Annotated in this window: 5 protein-coding genes; 2 read left to right on the forward strand and 3 right to left on the reverse strand. The window is 39.6% G+C overall.

What is annotated here, in order from left to right; genetic code table 11:
* The 3 genes from N0824_RS01470 to N0824_RS01480 form a co-directional block, all read right to left on the reverse strand.
* Positions 1-8379: non-ribosomal peptide synthetase (locus tag N0824_RS01470; protein WP_146184253.1), on the reverse strand; the 8379-nt coding region annotated here is incomplete at its 3' end.
* A complete protein-coding gene (locus N0824_RS01475; protein WP_108935427.1) occupies positions 8376-14771 on the reverse strand; it encodes a non-ribosomal peptide synthetase in 6396 nt (2131 codons plus the stop codon). The genes N0824_RS01475 and N0824_RS01470, both read right to left, overlap by 4 nt.
* Before the next feature lie 78 nt (positions 14772-14849).
* Positions 14850-15503 carry a sulfotransferase family 2 domain-containing protein gene (locus tag N0824_RS01480; protein ID WP_108935428.1) on the reverse strand — a complete coding sequence of 218 codons (654 nt, stop codon included), beginning with the start codon at positions 15501-15503 and terminating at the stop codon, positions 14850-14852.
* Between the two features lie 463 nt (positions 15504-15966).
* Here N0824_RS01480 and N0824_RS01485 point away from each other — a divergent pair, with 463 nt between their 5' ends.
* On the forward strand, positions 15967-18036 hold the full coding sequence (locus N0824_RS01485) for an ABC transporter ATP-binding protein/permease (protein ID WP_066029983.1): 2070 nt from the start codon (positions 15967-15969) through the stop codon (positions 18034-18036).
* Between the two features lie 61 nt (positions 18037-18097).
* Positions 18098-19267 (forward strand): DUF6014 family protein, encoded by a 1170-nt coding sequence (locus tag N0824_RS01490; protein WP_046662632.1) that lies wholly within the window; start codon positions 18098-18100, stop codon positions 19265-19267.
* Positions 19268-19335 lie beyond the last annotated feature (68 nt).

Raw genomic sequence — 19335 nt, forward strand, 5'->3', positions numbered from 1 at the left:
AGTATTTAATACCAGTCGATTAACTGCTTGATGAGTGACGATAACACCCTTGGGTATTCCTGTAGAACCAGAAGTATAAATAACGTAGGCTAAATTATCCGCAGAAACTGTGCTGTTCAGATTCTCCAGACTTGCCTGATTAATTTGTTGCCAATCTTTGTCTAAACAGATAACAATAGTCTGATGATTTGGCAAGGAATTCTGTAAAGATTCGCAGGTTAATATTATTTTAACTTGGGTATCTTGGAGCATGAAGCTAATGCGTTCTTGGGGATAATCTGGGTCAATAGGAACATAAGCTCCACCGACTTTAAGAATAGCCAATAATCCCACAATCATGTCTAAGGAACGTTCTAGACAAATCCCCACTAATTCATCTGGTTTTACTCCTAATTTTTGCAGGTAATGAGCTAATTGATTAGCACGACAATTTAATTCATTGTAGGTTAATTGTTGATCTGAACAGACCACCGCTACCGCGTCGGGTGTGCGTTTTACCTGTTCCTCAAATAATTGATGAATACACTTATACTCAGGATAGTCAACTTGAGTATTGTTCCACTCAATTAATAACTGATTAGTCTCACTTTCTGTCAGTAAGGGTAATTGGGAAATCCGCGCTTGAGGATTGGCCACAATTCCCCCTAATAAGTTGAGAAAATGCCCAGATAATCGCTCAATAGTGCTACTCTCAAACAAATCAGTATTATATTCCCAGACACCTTTTAAGCCATCATCGGTGTTAACCATAGCTAAGGTTAAATCAAATTTAGCTGTAGTATTTTCCGGTGGCAAATCTGTCACCGTTAATCCCGTCATTGCAATCTGAGACTTGGGTGTGTTTTGCAGGACAAAAGCGACTTGAAATAGGGGAGTATGGCTCAAATCCCGTTCCGGTTGCAACGCTTCGACTAACATTTCAAAGGGTAAGTCTTGATGCGCGTAAGCATCCATTGTCACTTCCCGAACACGGGTTAATAACTGACTAAAACTCGGATTATCTGATAAATCCGTCCGCATCACTAAAGTATTAACAAAGAAGCCGATTAAACCCTCAATTTCGCCGCGATTCCGGTTAGCGATGGGAGTTCCTACTAAAATATCACTTGACCCTGTATAACGATACAATAAAGCATCAAAAGCAGCCAACAGCGTCATAAATAATGTCACCCCTTGTTGGCGACTTAATTCGGTCAAAGCTTGGCTAAGTTTGGGGGAAAGGGAAAATTCTTGCTGAGTACCGACAAAGCTTTGCACCGCAGGTCGAGGGTGGTCTGTGGGAAGCGATAATAAAGGGGGTGCAGCTGTTAGTTGATTTTGCCAGTAATTTAATTGACTTTGTAGGACATCCCCTTGTAACCATTGTTTTTGCCAGAGTGCAAAATCTGCATACTGAATCGGTAAGGGAGCTAAATTTGCAGGTTGATTTTGAGTGTAAGCATTATATAAGCTGGTCAATTCGTGAATAAATACTTCGATTGACCAACCATCACTAATAATGTGGTGCATACACACTAATAAGAAATGTTCCGTCTCCGATAGCACCACTAAAGTGATTCTGATTAAGGATTCTTTGGCTAAATCAAAGGGTTGAGTGGCTTGTTTTTGCTTTAATTGCTCTGTTTTTTCTGCTTGCTCCTGGATGGGTAAATCTTGTAAATCAACGACCGATATTGTCTCCCTTGTTGTTTGAATAATCTGAGTCGGTTGTCCATCAATCGTGACAAAATTAGTCCGTAATACTTCATGGCGATCACAGATTTCTAGTAAACTTTGTTCTAAGGCCTTTTGATTGAGGTTGCCTCGGAAATGCAACACCATCGGTATATTGTATAAAGCGCTATTTGGTTGCAATTGATCTAAAAACCATAAACGCTGTTGAGCAAAAGATAGAGGTAATTCTGTATCCTTAGTTCTCGGTAAAATCGGGGGTACTGTTAGAGTGAGATTTTGCTGCTGTAATTGTCCAATAAGATGCGCTAATTCGGCTACCGTAGCTGCACCAAATAAACTCCGCAAAGGTAGTTCTATTTTAAATAAACTCCGAATCCGAGAAACTAATTGAGTTGCGAGGAGAGAATGGCCGCCAATTTCAAAGAAATTATCATAAATTCCCACTTGCTCTATTTTGAGTATTTCTGTCCAAATTTGCACCAACATCTCTTCAATTCCATTGCGTGGTGCTACATATTGATCCCGGCGATTTCCTATTTTATCTGGTGCGGGTAAAGCGCGACGATCTACCTTACGATTAGTAGTAAGGGGTAAAGATTCCAGAAAAACAAAAGCTTGAGGAACCATATACAAAGGCAATTTACTGGACAGAAACTGACGCAGTTCACTAATCATCGGTATCCGTTCGTAATGAGCTACTATGTAGGCGACTAAATATTTATCCCCCGGAGTATCTTCCCGAATAATTACACAAGATGTTTGTACATCAATATTTTGGTTAAGTACCGCTTCAATTTCTCCTAACTCAATACGGAATCCGCGAATTTTAACCTGATTGTCAATCCGGCCAAAACATTCAATATTACCATCGGGTAAATAACGCGCTAAATCTCCCGTTTTATACAAACGATTGAACGGTGAATGAGCAAAGGGATTGTTAATAAATTTTTCAGCAGTCAATTCGGGCCGATTCAGATAACCCCGCGCTAAACGAACACCGCATAGATGCAATTCTCCCTTAACTCCAATGGGTACAGGTTGCAGATTTTGATCTAGTACATAAGCTTTTGTATTAGCAATAGGACGACCAATCAGCACTGAATTGATTTTCTCTGACTGATAATCTAGCAAGTCATGAACTATGGCGGTTACAGACGCTTCTGTGGGGCCATAGACGTTAATACATTGAACCCGTTTCCCGACCATTTGTCGCCAAATATTGACGGTTTCTGGTAACACTGCATCCCCTCCCACGGCGACGACCCGCAGACTGGATGGTACAGTAGCTAATGATTGGGAAACGGCGATTGCCCATTCATGCCAATAGGCGGGGGTAATATTTAAAACGGTGAGGCTTTCTTGTTCAATAAAATCGGCAAAATCAGTCAAAGTTGGGAACATTTGCCCTGGTCTTAAAACCACTGTGCCACCTTTTAACCAAGTGGGAAAAATTTCTTCGGCAGCGACATCAAAGCCAAAGGAAGCAAACTGTAAAACGCGATCAGATTCTGTTAAACCGAATACTTCACTAATGCCCCAACTATGATTAACTAAGGCTGCGTGAGTTAACATCACTCCTTTAGGTTTACCGGTTGAACCAGATGTATATAATAGGCATAGTAGATTTTCTGGAACCACTTCACTGAGGGGATTTTCTGGACTTTGAACTGTCAAAATCTCGGCTAATTTATCTAAGACAATTACCCCCACATCTTCTACTGGCAAAGAATCGAGTAAACTTTCTTGAGTTAGCAGTAGAGAAATTTGGGCATCTTCTGACATATAAGTCAACCGTTGCTGGGGATAATCTGGATCTAAAGGTATATAGGCTCCTCCAGCTTTGAGAACTGCTAATAATCCGACAATAACTAACAGCGACCGCTCTAGATAAATGCCAACTAAAACTTCTGAATTTACCCCCAAAGATTGTAAATAATGGGCTAATTGATTCGCCTGGATATTTAATTGTTGATAGGTTAATTCTTGACCTTCAAATACCACTGCTACTGCAGCTGGTGTTCGTGCCGCTTGTTCTTCAAATAAATGATGAACACAATGATGGAAAGGATAGTCTTTTTCGGTGGCATTCCAGTCTTTTAATAATTCTTTTGCCTCTACTTCGGTTAATAATGGTAGTTGGAAAATTGGCTGCTGCGGGTTAACAACCAATGCTTCTAGTAGGGTGATGAAATTTCCTGTTAATCGCTCAATGGTGCTGCGATCAAATAAATCGGTATTATATTCCCATACGCCTTTTAATTCTGCACCGGTATTCTCCATCGCCAGGGTTAGATCAAATTTGGCGGTGTCATTTTCCGTGGTGAGGGGAGTGGCGGTTAATCCTGTTAGTTCCAAGGGAGACGGAGGACTATTTTGCAGCAGAAAATCCACTTGAAATAAAGGCGCGTGACTTAGATCTCGTTCAGGTTGTAGGACTTCTACTAACATTTCAAAGGGCAAATCCTGATGAGCATAGGCATCCATTGCCATTTCCCGTACTCGACCCAATAACTGATTAAAATTGGGCTTACCTGACAAGTCAATTCGCAGAACCAAAGTATTGACAAAAAAGCCGATTAAACCTTCAAGTTCACTGCGATTACGGTTAGCAATGGGAGTACCAATTAAGATGTCTTCCTGTTCTGTATAACGGTAAAGTAAGACAGCATAAGCTGTTAACAGGGTCATAAATAAGGTGACACCCTGTTCCTGGGTTAATTGGGTCAGTTTTTCGGTTAATTCTAGGGAAAGGCTAAAGGGTAAATGTCCCCCAGCAAAACTTTGTTGATTGGGTCGAGGTCTATCTGTTGGTAAAGATAGGAGGGCCGGTGCGCCGGCTAACTGTTTTTGCCAGTAATCTAGTTGCTGTTGCAATACCTCTCCCTGCAGCCATTGTCTTTGCCAAAGGGTAAAATCTCCATACTGGATAGATAGGGGATTTAGAGGCGAAGATAAACCCTGAATATAGGCATTATAGAGGGCGGTTAGTTCCTGAAAAAATACCCCCATTGACCAGCCATCACTGACAATGTGGTGCATACAGACTAACAAAAGGTGTTCCGTTTCAGATAACACGACTAAAGTGGTTCTGATTAAGGGTTCACCAGCTAAATCAAAGGGTTGAATCGCTTGGTTTTGTGCTAACTCTTGGGATGCAATTACTTTTTCACTACCAGATAAATGCTGTAAATCCACAACCGTAACTGTCCAGGTTCGTGTTTGTACAACCTGGGTAGGGATACCATCAACGGTAATAAAGTTGGTGCGTAAAGCTTCGTGGCGATCACAAATTTCTTCTAAACTCTGGATTAAGATTTCTGAGTTTAAAGTTCCCTCTAAACGCAAGGCTAGGGGGATATTATAAAAAGAACTATTCGACTCAAATTCAGCCAAAAACCAGAGACGAGTCTGAGCAAAAGATAAGGGTAATTCTGCTGTTTTGTCCCTGGGTAAAATCGGCAGTTCAGTTAGTTGTTCTCCTTCGGAAATCCGTTGTATTTCCTGGGCTAATTCGGCGATTGTCGGTGCAACAAATAACTCGCGTAAGGGCATTTCTACCTGAAAAGCCTCACGGATGCGCGAAATTAGTTGCGTTGCTAATAATGAATGTCCACCTAACTCAAAGAAGTTGTCGTGAATTCCCACCTGTGCAACTTTTAGCACTTTTGCCCAAATCGAGGATAATATCTCCTCAATGGGGTTACGCGGCGCGATATACTGCTCTTGGCTTTGGAATTCGGGGGACGGTAAAGCACGATGATCGATCTTACCATTGGGCGTTAAGGGTAGGGATTCCAAAATGACAAAGGCACTAGGAATCATATACTCTGGTAACTTGGCTTTCAGGAATTGCCGCAGTTCAGTAACATTAAGCGAATTTTCCTCTTTTGGGGCGGAAATAATCTCTATTTGGGGAATAATATAGGCGACTAAACGTTTCTGATTTGTCTCATCTTCTTGGGCAATAACAACAGCCGTTTTTACCGCACTGTGCTGACTAAGAACGGTTTCAATTTCTCCCAATTCAATGCGAAAACCCCGAATTTTTACTTGATTGTCAATCCGTCCTAAATACTCAATATTACCGTCGGGTAAATACCGACATAAATCTCCCGTTTTATATAATTTTGACGGCTCATTGCCCCCCTTATTAAGGGGGGTTGGGGGGATCACTTCATCCTTCTCAAAAGGATTAGGAATAAATTTCTCTTGAGTTAATTCTGGACGATTGAGATAACCCCTGGCTAACCCGAGACCGCCAATATGTAATTCTCCAGCTACCCCCACAGGAACAGGTTGTAAGAAAGCATCAAGAATATAAACCTGAGTATTACTGATGGGTCGCCCAATGGGAACATTGGTGGTAGTTGGTGAAGTAAATTGGTATAAAGTCGTCGAAATGGTTGCTTCCGTTGGTCCGTAAGCATTTAATAGTCGAGGAAGAGGGGAATATTGACCCGTAATTGTTTGCCATTGCTGGATCTTTGCGGGTTGAATGGCTTCCCCACCAATGACAATTAGTTTAATATTTGAGAGAATTCGCAGATTATCAAGGGTTAATTCAGCGGCTAATTGATGCCAATAAGCAGTAGGAATACCCAAAACTGTTAATTGCCATTTTTGACAACATTGCCAAAAATCCTCACTAGAACGCGACAGATCTTCTGTTCGCAATACCAAGGTCGCACCCGATAACAAACTAACAAAGATTTCTTCAACAGAAGCATCAAAGCAGATAGAGGAAAATTGCAGAATTTGATCCTCTGAGGTAATACCATACTCTCGAATAGTAGTCAGTATATAGTTGACTACTGAGCGATGTTCAATCATTACCCCTTTGGGTTGACCTGTGGAGCCGGAGGTGTAGATAATATAGGCTAAATTGTGCTGATCAACTGCTACCAGAGGGCTAACTGTACTCTGTTTGGCAATTGTTGACCAGTCTTGATCTAAACAGATGGTTGTTCCTTGAAATGCTGGTAATTGTTCCAGAAGTTGTGATTGAGTCAGGAGAATACTAAGTTGAGTATCTTCAAGAATATAGGTAATTCGCTCTTTTGGATAATTAATATCTAAAGGAACGTAAGCTCCCCCAGCTTTAAGTATTCCCAGGATTCCTATTATCATATCTAGGGAACGTTCAACAAAAATCCCGACTAAGCTATCGGATTTTACTCCCAAAGATTGTAGGTAATGGGCTAACTGATTAGCCTTACAGTTTAACTCCTCGTAGGTTAAAAATTCATCTTCTAGTCTAACAGCGATCGCCTGTGGATTTTGTTTTACTTGTTGTTCAAACAACTGATGCAGACATAAATCATTTTTGTAGTCAATTTTAGTCTGATTCCAATCAAATAATAACTGATTACTCTCGCTTTTTGTTAGTAAAGGTAATTGACCAATTACTTGTTCTGGATTAGCAATGATCCCAGTTAATAGGTTAACAAAATGCTCTGATAGTCGCTCAATTGTGCTTTTGTCAAACAGATCTGTATTATATTCCCAAATCGCAGTTAATCCAGCTTCTTTTACCTGTATAGATAAACTTAAGTCAAACTTAGATGTCTTAAATTCTAAAGGCTGACGAGTGGCTTTTATTCCTTCTAAATCTATGCTATCTACAATTTCATTATCTAACCCAAACATCACCTGAAACAAAGGAGTATAACTCATGTTTCTTTCAGGTTGTAGGGCCTCTACTAACATCTCAAAAGGTAAATCTTGATGGTCGTAAGCATCCGTTGCTGTTTCTCGTACCTGTTTTAATAACTCGCTAAAACTGGGATTTCTGGCTAAATCTGTTCTTAAGACTAAGGTATTGACAAAAAAGCCGATTAACCCAGCTAATTCACTACGAGTACGGTTAGCGATGGGAGTACCGACTAAAATGTCTGTTTGTCCTGTGTAACGATAGAGTAGAACCTTAAATGCGGTCAGGAGGGTCATAAATAAGGTGACACCTTTTTCCCGACTCAGCTTATTTAAGCCTTGACTAAGTTCTGGAGAAAGGATACATTTTATCCGATCTCCCTGAAAACTTTGTTCTAGAGGACGGGGATAATCCGTAGGTAGATCTAATAAAGCGGGTGCGGCTGCTAACTGTTTTTGCCAGTAATTTAACTGATTTTGTCGGATTTCTCCCTGCAAATATTCCCTTTGCCAAATTGCAAAATCTGCGTACTGGATTGGTAACTCTTGTAAAAGAGGTTCTAAACTTTTAGTATAGGCATTATAAAGGGTTGTCAATTCCTCAATAAATACCCCCATTGACCAACCATCAGAGACAATATGATGCAGACAAATTAGCAAAAAATGTTCTGTGTCTGATAACTTAAGTAGGGTGGCTCTAATTAGGGAGTCATTGGCTAAATCAAAGGGTTGATGGCTGCGAATTTCTAGCCATTTTTTTATTTCCTGCTCTTCTCGATATTTTGGGCTGTCTTTCCCATTGACAAGCGTTAATTGCCAATTACTTTCTGGTTTGATTATTTGTACAGGATTTCCCTCAATAGTGGCGAAATTTGTGCGGAGGGACTCATGGCGCTGAATAATTTCTTGTAGGCTTTTTTCGAGGACATCTACCTGGAGATTTCCTGCTAAATGCAAGGCCAGGGAAATATTATAAAAGGGACTGTTTGGTTCTAATTGATCTAAGAACCATAAACGCTGTTGGGCATAAGATAGGGGTAATTCTTCAAAATTCATTTTCTTTTTCTTGGTAAAATTGCTGGAACGATGGTATCGGATTTTTCCTGTTTTAACTGTTCAATCCCTTGGGCTAATTCTGCTAGTGTGGCCGAGTTGAATAACTGACGTAAGGGAAGTTCAACTTTCAAGCGATCGCGTATCTGTGCTACTAATTTAGTGGCTAGTAGGGAATGTCCTCCCAACTCAAAGAAGTTATCATTTATACCCACTTTCTCGACTTTTAGCACTTCTGACCAAACAGTTACTAATATATCCTCGATCGGGTTACGCGGAGCAACATATTTTTCTGATGGTTCACTACTAGATTCTGGTGGTGGTAAAGCTCGACGATCTATTTTTCCATTAGCAGTAAGGGGTAAGGCATCTAAAATAACGAAAGCATTAGGTATCATGTAACTGGGTAATTTAGCTTTCAGAAATTGCCGTATTTCGTTAATGGTAATTATTTTTTCCGATTGTGGCACAATGTAGGCCACAAGACGCTTATCTCCTGTTGTATCATCCCTCACTATTACTACTGTTTCCCAAATCTGGGGATGAGATGCTAATAATGCTTCGATTTCCCCCAACTCAATCCGAAAACCCCGAATCTTAACTTGATTATCAATGCGTCCTAAATATTCTAATTCTCCCTTAGGTAAATAACGGGCTAAATCTCCCGTTTTATATAATTTTGACGGCTCATTGCCCCCCTTATTAAGGGGGGTTGGGGGGATCACTTCATCCTTCTCAAAAGGACTAGAAATAAACCTTTCTGTTGTTAATTCAGGACGATTGAGATAACCTTTTGTTACTCCTGCACCTCCCACATACATCTCCCCGGGTACACCAACCGGTACAAGTTGTAAATGTTGGTCTAGTAAATATACTTGTAAGTCGGGAATGGGACGACCAATCACACTAGCTGTACTATCCAAGTCGTTCATACTTAATGGTCGATAGGTGACATGAACGGTAGTTTCCGTAATTCCGTACATATTAACTAATTGGGGGCATTGGTCGCCATGGCGCTGAAACCAAGGTTGTAAGCTGTTAATTTCTAAAGCTTCTCCTCCAAAAATAACTAAACGTAAGCTTAAATCGTTATCTGTTGTCGATGAACGATCCCCCCTTGATAAGGGAAAACTTCCTTTTAAGGATTCTTCAGCTTGAATTAACTGACGGAAAGCGGTAGGAGTTTGATTAAGAATTGTTACTTTTTCTTGACACAATAGCTGATAAAATGCTTCGGGGGAACGAGTTATTAAGTAGGGTACAACTACCAAGCGTCCACCATATAACAAAGCTCCCCACATTTCCCACACCGAAAAGTCAAAAGCGTAGGAATGAAATAGACTCCAGACATCTTGACTATTAAAATTATACCAAGCATCTGTAGCGGCAAATAATCGCACGACATTGCAGTGATTGACTAACACCCCTTTCGGTTTACCTGTGGAACCGGAAGTGTAGATAACATAAGCTAAGTTATCTGGAGTGACCCTGTTTTCTAGATTTGAATGGCTGTTTTCGGCAATTTTTTCCCAGTCGGTATCTAAATAAATAATCTGCGCTTGATGTTGAGGGAGAGTTTCTCCTAGCTTTTGTTGCGTTAACAGCACTGATAATTGAGCATCTTCTAACATGAAGCTTAACCGTTCAATCGGATATTCTGGGTCAAGAGGAACATAAGCACCACCCGCTTTTAATATCCCCAATAACCCCACAATCATCTCTAAAGAACGCTCAAGACAAATACCCACTAATTGATCAGGTTTTACTCCCAAAGATTGCAAATAATGCGCTAAATGATTAGCTCGATTATTTAATTCATTGTAGGTTAATTGTTGATCTGAATATACAACTGCTACCGCTTCGGGTGTGCGTTTTACCTGCTCTTCAAATAACTGGTGAATACACTGAGTATAACTGTATGGTGTATCAGTATTATTCCATTCTAATAACAGTTGATAACGCTCTTTTTTTGTTAGTAATTGCAAGGTTCCTACCGACTCTTGCGGATTAGTAACAATTGTCTCTAATAATGTCTGAAAATGACCAGTCATGCGAGCAATTGTGTTTTGATCAAATAAATCTGTATTATATTGCCAAAATCCTTGGAGAGAGTTGCCTTCTTCTGTATTTGTTTCCCACATTTGTAAGGTGATATCAAACTTGGCGTTAACATTATCTAGAGGTAGATGCGATATTTTAAACTCAGGATTTTCTAATTCCTCCATTGCCACATTTTGTAAAACAAACATCACCTGAAACAAAGGACTGTGACTAAGACTGCGCTCTATTTGCAAAGTTTCGATAATCTGCTCAAAAGGAACGTCTTGGTTAGCATAAGCATTCGTACAAACAGAACGCACTTGTCTTAATAATTCTTCAAAACTGGGATTACCTTCTAAGCGAGTTCGCATCACTAGGGTATTGACAAAAAAGCCAATTAATCCTTCTAATTCTTGATAGTTGCGATTAGCAATCGGTGTTCCTACCAGAATATCATCTTGACCACTATAGCGGAATAATAGAGTAACATAAGCCGCCATCAACGTCATAAATAGGGTAGTTGCTGATTTGTGGCTGAGTTCTTTTAGAGATGCTGTCAGTTTGGCATCTAACTGGAAGGAAAAACATCCACCTCGGAAAGTTTGCACAGAGGGACGGGGTCTGTCCGTAGGTAATTCTAGCAAAGGAGGGGCTGCGGCTAACTGTTGTTTCCAGTAATTAATTTGGTTTTGGATGGTGATAAAACCTTGAGTTTCTCCTTGTAACCATTGCCGTTGCCAAATTGTAAAATCGGCATATTGAATCGGCAATTCTGAGAGAACAGAACCATCATCAAGCAAAAATCCTTGATATAAACTTGACAATTCTTTGAGCAATACTCCCATTGACCAACCATCACTAATAATGTGGTGCATGGTCAATAACAAAGCTGATGATTCTGATTTAAGTTGCACTAAGGTGACTCTTAGCAATATTCCCGTAGTCAGGTCAAAAGGTTGTAATTGATCCTCAGTTGCTAAAAGTTGTAATTGTTGTGACTGTTCTTGTCCTGATAATCCTTGTAGGTCCACAACCGAAATTTTCAGAGTTGCGCGGGGAGCAATTACCTGTACTGGAGTTTCTGCTACTTCCTTAAAATTAGTGCGTAGAATTTCGTGACGACGGACAATTTCGTTGAAACTGCGTTCTAAAATTTCTATATTTATACGTCCCTGAAGATGAACCGCTTTAAACATATTGTAAAAAGGGCTGTCTGGTTCTAATTGCGCTAAAATCCATAGTCGCTGTTGAGCAAAAGAAACTGGAAAAGTCTGAGGTTCGGCGGGATTTTTTCTACTAATTTGGGGGATATTATTGTTATTTTTCGGATAGCCAAAAGACTCTGCTAGTTGCCAAGTTACATTACCTAAAAAGTCAGTGTTGTAGTCATCTTTCCATTGCTCAATGGTGTTAGGATTAATGCTTTGATGTTGATGAAATTTTACATCTCCTAGCATTCTAGATTCGGCATAAATACCGTCAGTCATACGATGCTTTTTCTCTTGGTAGGGTTGCAGCATATCAGGATTAAATTCTACTCCTAAAAACTGACATAAACTCTCTAGGGTTTTCTGTGGCTGCTTAACGATGTCTTCAAATTTAACTTGATACTGACGTTGGGGAGAAACTTGTTGTAAAAATTCGCAGATATTTTGATGGCTAATCAGCCAAACGAGTTCGGCAAGTTCTCGATTATTGAAAGGATTTTGATAGGGAAATATTTGCTCAATTTTAGCTTCTTCATAAGAGTTAATCATTCCTAAAGGATGACGCACCAGATGAATATATAGAGGGTTATCAAAATTTATTTCTGCTCGTTTTAGAGTTTCTAAATCTAGAGAATAGGATGGAGTTTTATCCACTAAGATTTTATCTCCCAACCATCCCTGTAGAAGACGGTAAAACTGTTTGCTAGTCAGATTTTTCTCTTCTAATTCTTCCATAATTGCGATCGCTTTTTCAGCATTACACCCCTTAATTTCCATGATGGTGCGAATTGTTCCTTCCATCCAGAAGTTGTAACGGCCAGAAAATTTCGCCTTTCTTTCCCCAAGGGTATTAAACCCTAGTAGTTCCAATTCTGGAGGTGCAAAAAGCTGTGGATTTCCTCCTAAGATAACGCGGAGTAAGGTGGAACCGCTACGATAAGGAGAAAGGATAAATATAGCTGGTGGATTTTTGCTATTGTCATCATCTATTGGGCTGCTAAGAGCAGGAATTAGGGAGCGCATTTGTAACACTTTAGCTTCAGCAATGCGCTCCTGTGGTAGGTTGTTAATTTCGGTTCTTTCTTTACCTAGTATTTTGGTAACTGCTTTTGGATAATGTTCCTCTATATATCCGGCTAATTCCTTAACAGTCTTTCTGTCAAATAAAACAATAAAGTGAATAATTTCGTTTAGTTGTGCTTGCAGTTTATTAATTAGAATTGCTCCCCGAATTGAATCACCACCAAGCTCAAAAAAATCGTCATCTCTCCCCACTCTGTCAAGTTTAAGGACTTCTGCGAATAGAGAAGCAATCACTTTTTCTAGAGGAGTACGAGAAGCAATAAATTCTGTGTCTAACTGAGTCCGTTGACGCTGGTTTTGAGAATTAATTTTTCGCAGAATTAGTTGAGCATCATATAAGTTATTTCCAATCTCTTCAAAAAACTCTGATCGGATAATTCTCTTAACTGTTTTAGATGAATTTTTAGTAGCTATTTTATGTTCATCACCGAGAGGAGTGAAATTAACTTTAGACGCAATATAACTAGGAAAATTAAATAAATATCTCTCCTCTTTTTCCTGCTGAAATTCTTGACCAACAGTCCTTAAAAAATCCCAAATTGGTTGATTTTTGGGGGTAGGTTTATAAATAAGTTTGAGTTGTTCTAACCCTTTTTGTTGAGCAATTGTACCCAAATAAGCTAACATTTTATGTTCTACACCGCGACCCAATACTCGACAACTGAGCAAAAATGTATCGACAATCAGGGATTTTTCTTGAGCAGTAAATAATAGCAAACCAACTAAACCATAATCCCCAAAACGATCTTTTACTTTAACCACTCGACAGTCTAATTCCCCTAGACCACAAAGTTTTTGAATTTGGGATTCTGAGCGTCGGATAGTTGTTAAGTTAAATTGGTTAGTACGTTGAGTAAGTTGGGCAACTCGCGTCAATTCCTCCGTTTGCATCGGGGAAATCTCTATTTCTAAGTTGAGTTGGCCGAGAAAATCCTCAAAAGAAAGGGAATATTTTTGTAAATTCTGACGCTGAATATTCTGTTGATAAAGATTAGTTCTTTGTTGGTCTTCTTGAGTGGTTTTGAGTTGATCAAAAGCCCAAATATGTTCTAAAAATTTTGGAATATGATCGCAATTTTCAGGAAGTTGTAATGTCAAAACTTCGGGACAGTTTGCTCTAACTTCCCCACACTCAACCGGATTATCATCAATAAAAATAAAGCTATCTAATCCTAGTTGTAATTCCTCCGCTAAGGACTGCAAATTCTGAGATTTTTCTTGCCAGTTAATGCGCCAATTTACTAAATGATTTTCCTTAAGCAACATATCGGGATGTCCTTCAAAAACGGCAAAGACATCCTCTGGTTGATTCTTGCTACATAAACAGATTAACTTTCCTGCTGCTTGCTGTGCGATGATAAATTCTTGTAAAGCTCGAAATGGAGCATCAATTTTCACTCCCTTAACTCCATCTTCTCCACAAACGCCATGCCATAATGTATTGTCGCAGTCAAGGACAATCACTTTGTAAGGAGAGTTTATCAAGGCTAAGATTTTTCGCGCTAATATTGTCCCCAAAGCCGCAAAAAAAGCCAAGGTATAGGGAATATTTCCTAGTTCTTCTCCATAAGGATCATAATAATCTTGTACAGGATAAGTCTTGAGTAATGCTTGACTTTTAATTAGATATATGCTAGGGATATTCTGGAGATCACGGTCTAATTGTTCTTGTAATTTCTCATGTAAACTATTGAACGTTGTATCATGGGTTGGAGAGGGGGGACAGACACAGACTAAATAGGGAATTGGTGAGCGCATTGTCGCCGTTTTCAAGGCATTACCAAAGTCTCTAAGGGTTTGCTCTAAGGTCAATTCGGCCTTGTTTTTACTTCCTTCCCAGTCTTCAAACCTAACCAGAATCACATTAACCCCATTTTGATTAGTCGCTAAAAGACTAGCAGGATTGAGTAATTCTTGAAAGACTTGATTGTACTGAGCAAATTCTATTGAATAAGGAAATCCTATTTTTTTGAGCCAATATGACAGGGAATCCTCCACTGGTTCACTGGTAAATGTAGCTGTAATAACGATTTTATGATTAGCAAGGGCTTTCATTATTGGCATGGGTTACTCTGTTGGCAGCGACAATACGAAGTCTATCTGATTTTATCTTCAAACGGTTTTCCTAGTTAATCCAATATATCAAAATTTATAGCCAAATTTCTCTATATCTCTGCTAAAGGATTTTGCGATAATCTCAATAGTATCATCATCGTAATATTCACGGTAGTTGCCATGTTTTGAGGAATTAATATGAGGTAAAGTCGCATTTTTACCAAGTTTTTCACATAGGACACTGAAGTCGTTATTAAGATTTTCAAAACGGCAGATAAAATCTACTAAAATTTTCCCTTCATGATCTGTAATCCAATCCAACTGAGGCATAAACATTTTAGGGATGTCATAATAGAAAGGATCTTTATTCCCGTAGGTCAACTTAACCCACTCTTTAAATTTTATTGGTTTTGTCCTTAAATTTGTCTGATTGGTTTCAACACGATAATGAAAGTGAGAAATAACTTTGTCCCAAGGATTTCTAACACTTGTAAATTTATATACTCGCTCCCACCTTTGTTTGCCCATTTCGTCAATTTTTTCTAAAGCAGTTTTATGCTCAAAAGGTAAATTTAGAGATTTCTCAATACTTCTGCCACCTGTCTTATTAATATGAATAAAGACAACATTGCCAAAATAGCGTTGACGCAAAAGTTTAACTTGTTCACCGACATAATAGGGAATATATAGTATATCTGTAAACTCTATTTTCTGATTAGCAAAGGCTGGCATTACTGGCATGAGTTAGTCTGTTAAAGGCGACAGAAAGACAAAGTTGAGAAAAGCAAAACAAGAAGCTAAGGGTAGCAAGCAGCACAGGAGGAGCATAGCCGACCCTCGTCCCCTGAAATCATATCACAGATCACAGAGAAAAAAAACTTGTCACAGAAAACAATTTGTCATGGTCAACGAAATTCGGTAATATGTGGTAGTCTGAGAAGCGCTCACTAGCTCTAGCTATCAAAACAATGGTTACTTGTAGTAAGATAACGAGGGTTAAAAAAGCAGTAGCAGGGGGGCTGAGAAAGCGATCACTCTATGCTGACAGATAAAGCGACGGGAGTATGTTACCACAAATCAAGTACAATAACCTTAAAATTGTCGGGGAGCATTATATTTTCGCCAATTGCCTTCTACTCCGCCAATCCAGCCAAAATCTAAAATCATTCCAGCAAAATGTCCACAACTCAAATATAAATGCTATATGTCCGCCAAAGTCCCTCAAGATCGATCGACGACTAATATTATCTCCGATGTCAGCAAATTTTGGCACAGTGTCAAGCTGATCGCTGCTCCCTATTGGTATCCTACCGAGTCGGGGGGAAGGACTTTTGCCGATGTGATTCAAGCTTGGGCAATGCTCATCCTACTAATCGGGGTAATCCTAGGAGTTGTGGGATTAAATGCCTTCAATAGCTTTGTTAGTAATTACTTAGTTGATGTCATTCTTGAAAAAAGTGATTTTGATAAATTTGTCAAAACTTTGGTAGTTTTTGCGGTTGGACTGCTCTTTGTCACCCTTTTGGTTGGCTTGCTTAAATTTCTCAGGAAAAGAATCGCCCTGGATTGGTATGCTTGGCTCAACGACTGGATTCTCAACAAATATTTGCATAATCGCGCCTATTACAGAATTAATTTTAAATCCGATATCGACAACCCAGATCAGCGTTTATCCCAGGAAATTGAGCCGATTACCAGTAAAGCTCTCTCCTTTTTTGCCGTTGCCCTAGAAAATGTCCTAGATATGATCACTTTTTTAGTGATTCTCTGGTCAATTTCTTCCTCTGTCGCCATTATTTTAGTCGTTTGGACAATTCTCGGTAACGTCATTGCTATCTATTTTAACCAAGCTTTAAATAAAATTACTCAAGAAGAATTAGAACTTAAGGCTAACTATAATTATGCTCTAACTCATATTCGTAATCATGCGGAGTCGATCGCTTTCTTTGAGGGAGAAAATCAGGAATTAAATATTATTCAGCGGAGATTTAATAAACTCTTAGACAGTGCTAAACGTAAAATTGATTGGGAGAGAGGCACAGAAATTTTTAGTCGAGGCTATCAGGCGGCAATTCAAGTATTTACTTTTGTCATTTTGGGTCCTTTGTATATCAATAGTGAGGGCATTAGTTTCGGACAGGTCGGGCAAGCCTGTTTAGCGGCTAATTTGTTTGCTACGGCGCTGGCGGAATTAATTAGTGAATTTGGCACTTCGGCACAATTTAGCAGTTATGTTGAACGTCTATCGCAATTTTCCCAAGCCTTAGAAGAAGTCATTAAACAACCAGAAAATTTAAGCACGATTACAACTATCGAAGAAACCCAATTTTCCTTTGAAGATGTCACCTTGCAAACTCCCGATTATGAACAGGTAATTGTCGAAAACCTCTCCCTTTCTGTTCAGCCAGGACAAGGTTTATTAATTGTCGGTCCGAGCGGTCGGGGTAAAAGTTCCTTGCTACGCGCAATTGCCGGTTTATGGAATGCAGGCACAGGCCGATTAGTTCGTCCCCCCCTAGAAGAAGTATTGTTTCTGCCCCAACGTCCCTATATAATATTAGGAACCTTGCGAGAACAGTTACTTTATCCCAATCGCAATCAAGAAACCAATGAGATAAAATTAAGGGAAGTTTTGCAAGAAGTCAATCTCCAAAATTTACTAAATCGAGTCGATAGCTTTGATACAGAAGAGCCTTGGGAAAACATTTTGTCCCTGGGAGAACAACAACGTTTGGCTTTTGCCAGGGTCTTAATTACCCGTCCCAGTTTTACTATCCTCGATGAAGCCACAAGTGCTTTGGACTTAAACAATGAGGAAAATTTATATCGGCAATTGCAGAAAACTCACACAACTTTTATTAGTGTCGGACATCGTGAAAGTCTCTTTAACTATCATCAATGGGTTTTAGAACTCTCTAGTAATTCCCATTGGCAACTGCTTACAGTGGAGGAATATCGCCGACAAAAAGTGAAAGAAATTATTAATATTTCTGTCGATAATTCTCAAGATAGGCTCGAAGATTTAGCGAATCAGGAAACCGAGGTCAATCCTAAAATCAATTCTGCCGGGGAACCCCCCCCCGAATCGCCAACGACAACAATCTTAACAGAAGTCGAAGAGGGACTTTCCCATGCACAAATGAAGGAATTAAGCGACTATTCCCTCAGTAGCATTAGAAACAAAGCCAGTCAGGGAAAATCAATTACGGCGAAAGATGGACTGACCTATCGCTATGACAAAGACCCTAAAATCTTAAAATGGCTAAGAGTTTAGCCGATGAGAGACGGGTCAAAAAACAACGTTAAACCATTACACCAACTTAGCTACCAAAAAAATGAATCAAACTCTGGTCAATCAACAACAGTTCTTCCAAGAAATCGTCCAAGATATCGAACAAAATAAAATTGCGATTGCGGCGAAAAAACTGCGTCAACAGGAAGCAGATAGCTGTGAAATTCCGGCTCAGTGGCTGTGGAAAACAGCAGAGGCTTTAGAAACCAACGACTGGAGCATTTTATCAGAAGATTTCATTAATCTGAATTTTATCGGCAAAAATGGTTATTTTCTGATGATTGCTCCCTATCGCATCAATCGTCAGGGAGAACGACAACTCACTTTGAGTGCGATTTACGGAAAAATTCACCAAAATAGTCAACCTTCTATCGAACAACTAGAAAGCTTAACTCGTGAAAAATTTGGCAGTCTAAGACAACCGATTCCCAGAAATTTATCCTTTACTGAAATTGCCAGTTGTGGCACGATTAAAGGTGAAAAGGGGGAGGCTTTTATCGTTCCCCATAGGTGGACTTTTCCCAATAGTGTTCAAGGGCCAGCTTTAAATAATGCCAGTGAGCAAAAAAGACGCTTTTCTGGCTCTAGCTACGAATGTATCCGAAAAATTTTTGAGCCAGAAACGGCCGATTTACTATTAGGACCCCTAGAGGATCAAATTAATGGTGAACGCTATCGTCATCTCGATACCCAATTCCATGAAGCGGGTCATGCTAGTGGGTTGGGATTTGACTTGAAACTCAAAAATAAACTGTTTCAAAACTATACCTATGCCGGAGTCGAGGAGTGGCGCTCAGATAGTTTAGGCTTTGAATTTGCCGATTGTGCTTTACCTGCCGAAGAAGCGGGAAAATTAGTCGCTGTTAATTTCTGCATTCGCTTTGGTTTAGATGCTCACCGTTTAGGGGGTTTAGAAAAAGATGTGGATGTCCACGCTAGTTTGATCAGCTTGGAATATCTCTTGCAGAATGATGCTATTTATCTCACAAAAAATGGTCAATTGTCCCTGCGTAATATTAGTTATCCAGGCTTACTAAAAGCGGTGGAAATACACCGAACAAAAGCTTTATCTCTAACGCGAAGGGAGTTGAATCTAAATAGTCCAACAGGTCTTTTTGCTCTGTATAAAGTAGAGATTCATCCCGCAACCCAATTAATTTTTCAGGGACTAATTGTAGAGCGATGCCGCGGAATTTGGTCAGAGTTACAATAAGTACCTAGGGTTTGCTGTTAACAGGCCCCGGGAGGGATGTTAATCAGCCATGAGCATCCCACCAAAGC

Source organism: Microcystis sp. 0824 (assembly GCF_003112475.1).
Lineage (GTDB): Bacteria > Cyanobacteriota > Cyanobacteriia > Cyanobacteriales > Microcystaceae > Microcystis > Microcystis aeruginosa_C.

Coding starts and splice junctions, on each gene's coding strand:
- N0824_RS01485 (WP_066029983.1), top strand. CDS start 15,967: ATGTCCGCCAAAGTCCCTCAAGATCGATCGACGACTAATATTATCTCC.
- N0824_RS01480 (WP_108935428.1), bottom strand. CDS start 15,503: ATGCCAGTAATGCCAGCCTTTGCTAATCAGAAAATAGAGTTTACAGAT.
- N0824_RS01490 (WP_046662632.1), top strand. CDS start 18,098: ATGAATCAAACTCTGGTCAATCAACAACAGTTCTTCCAAGAAATCGTC.
- N0824_RS01475 (WP_108935427.1), bottom strand. CDS start 14,771: ATGCCAATAATGAAAGCCCTTGCTAATCATAAAATCGTTATTACAGCT.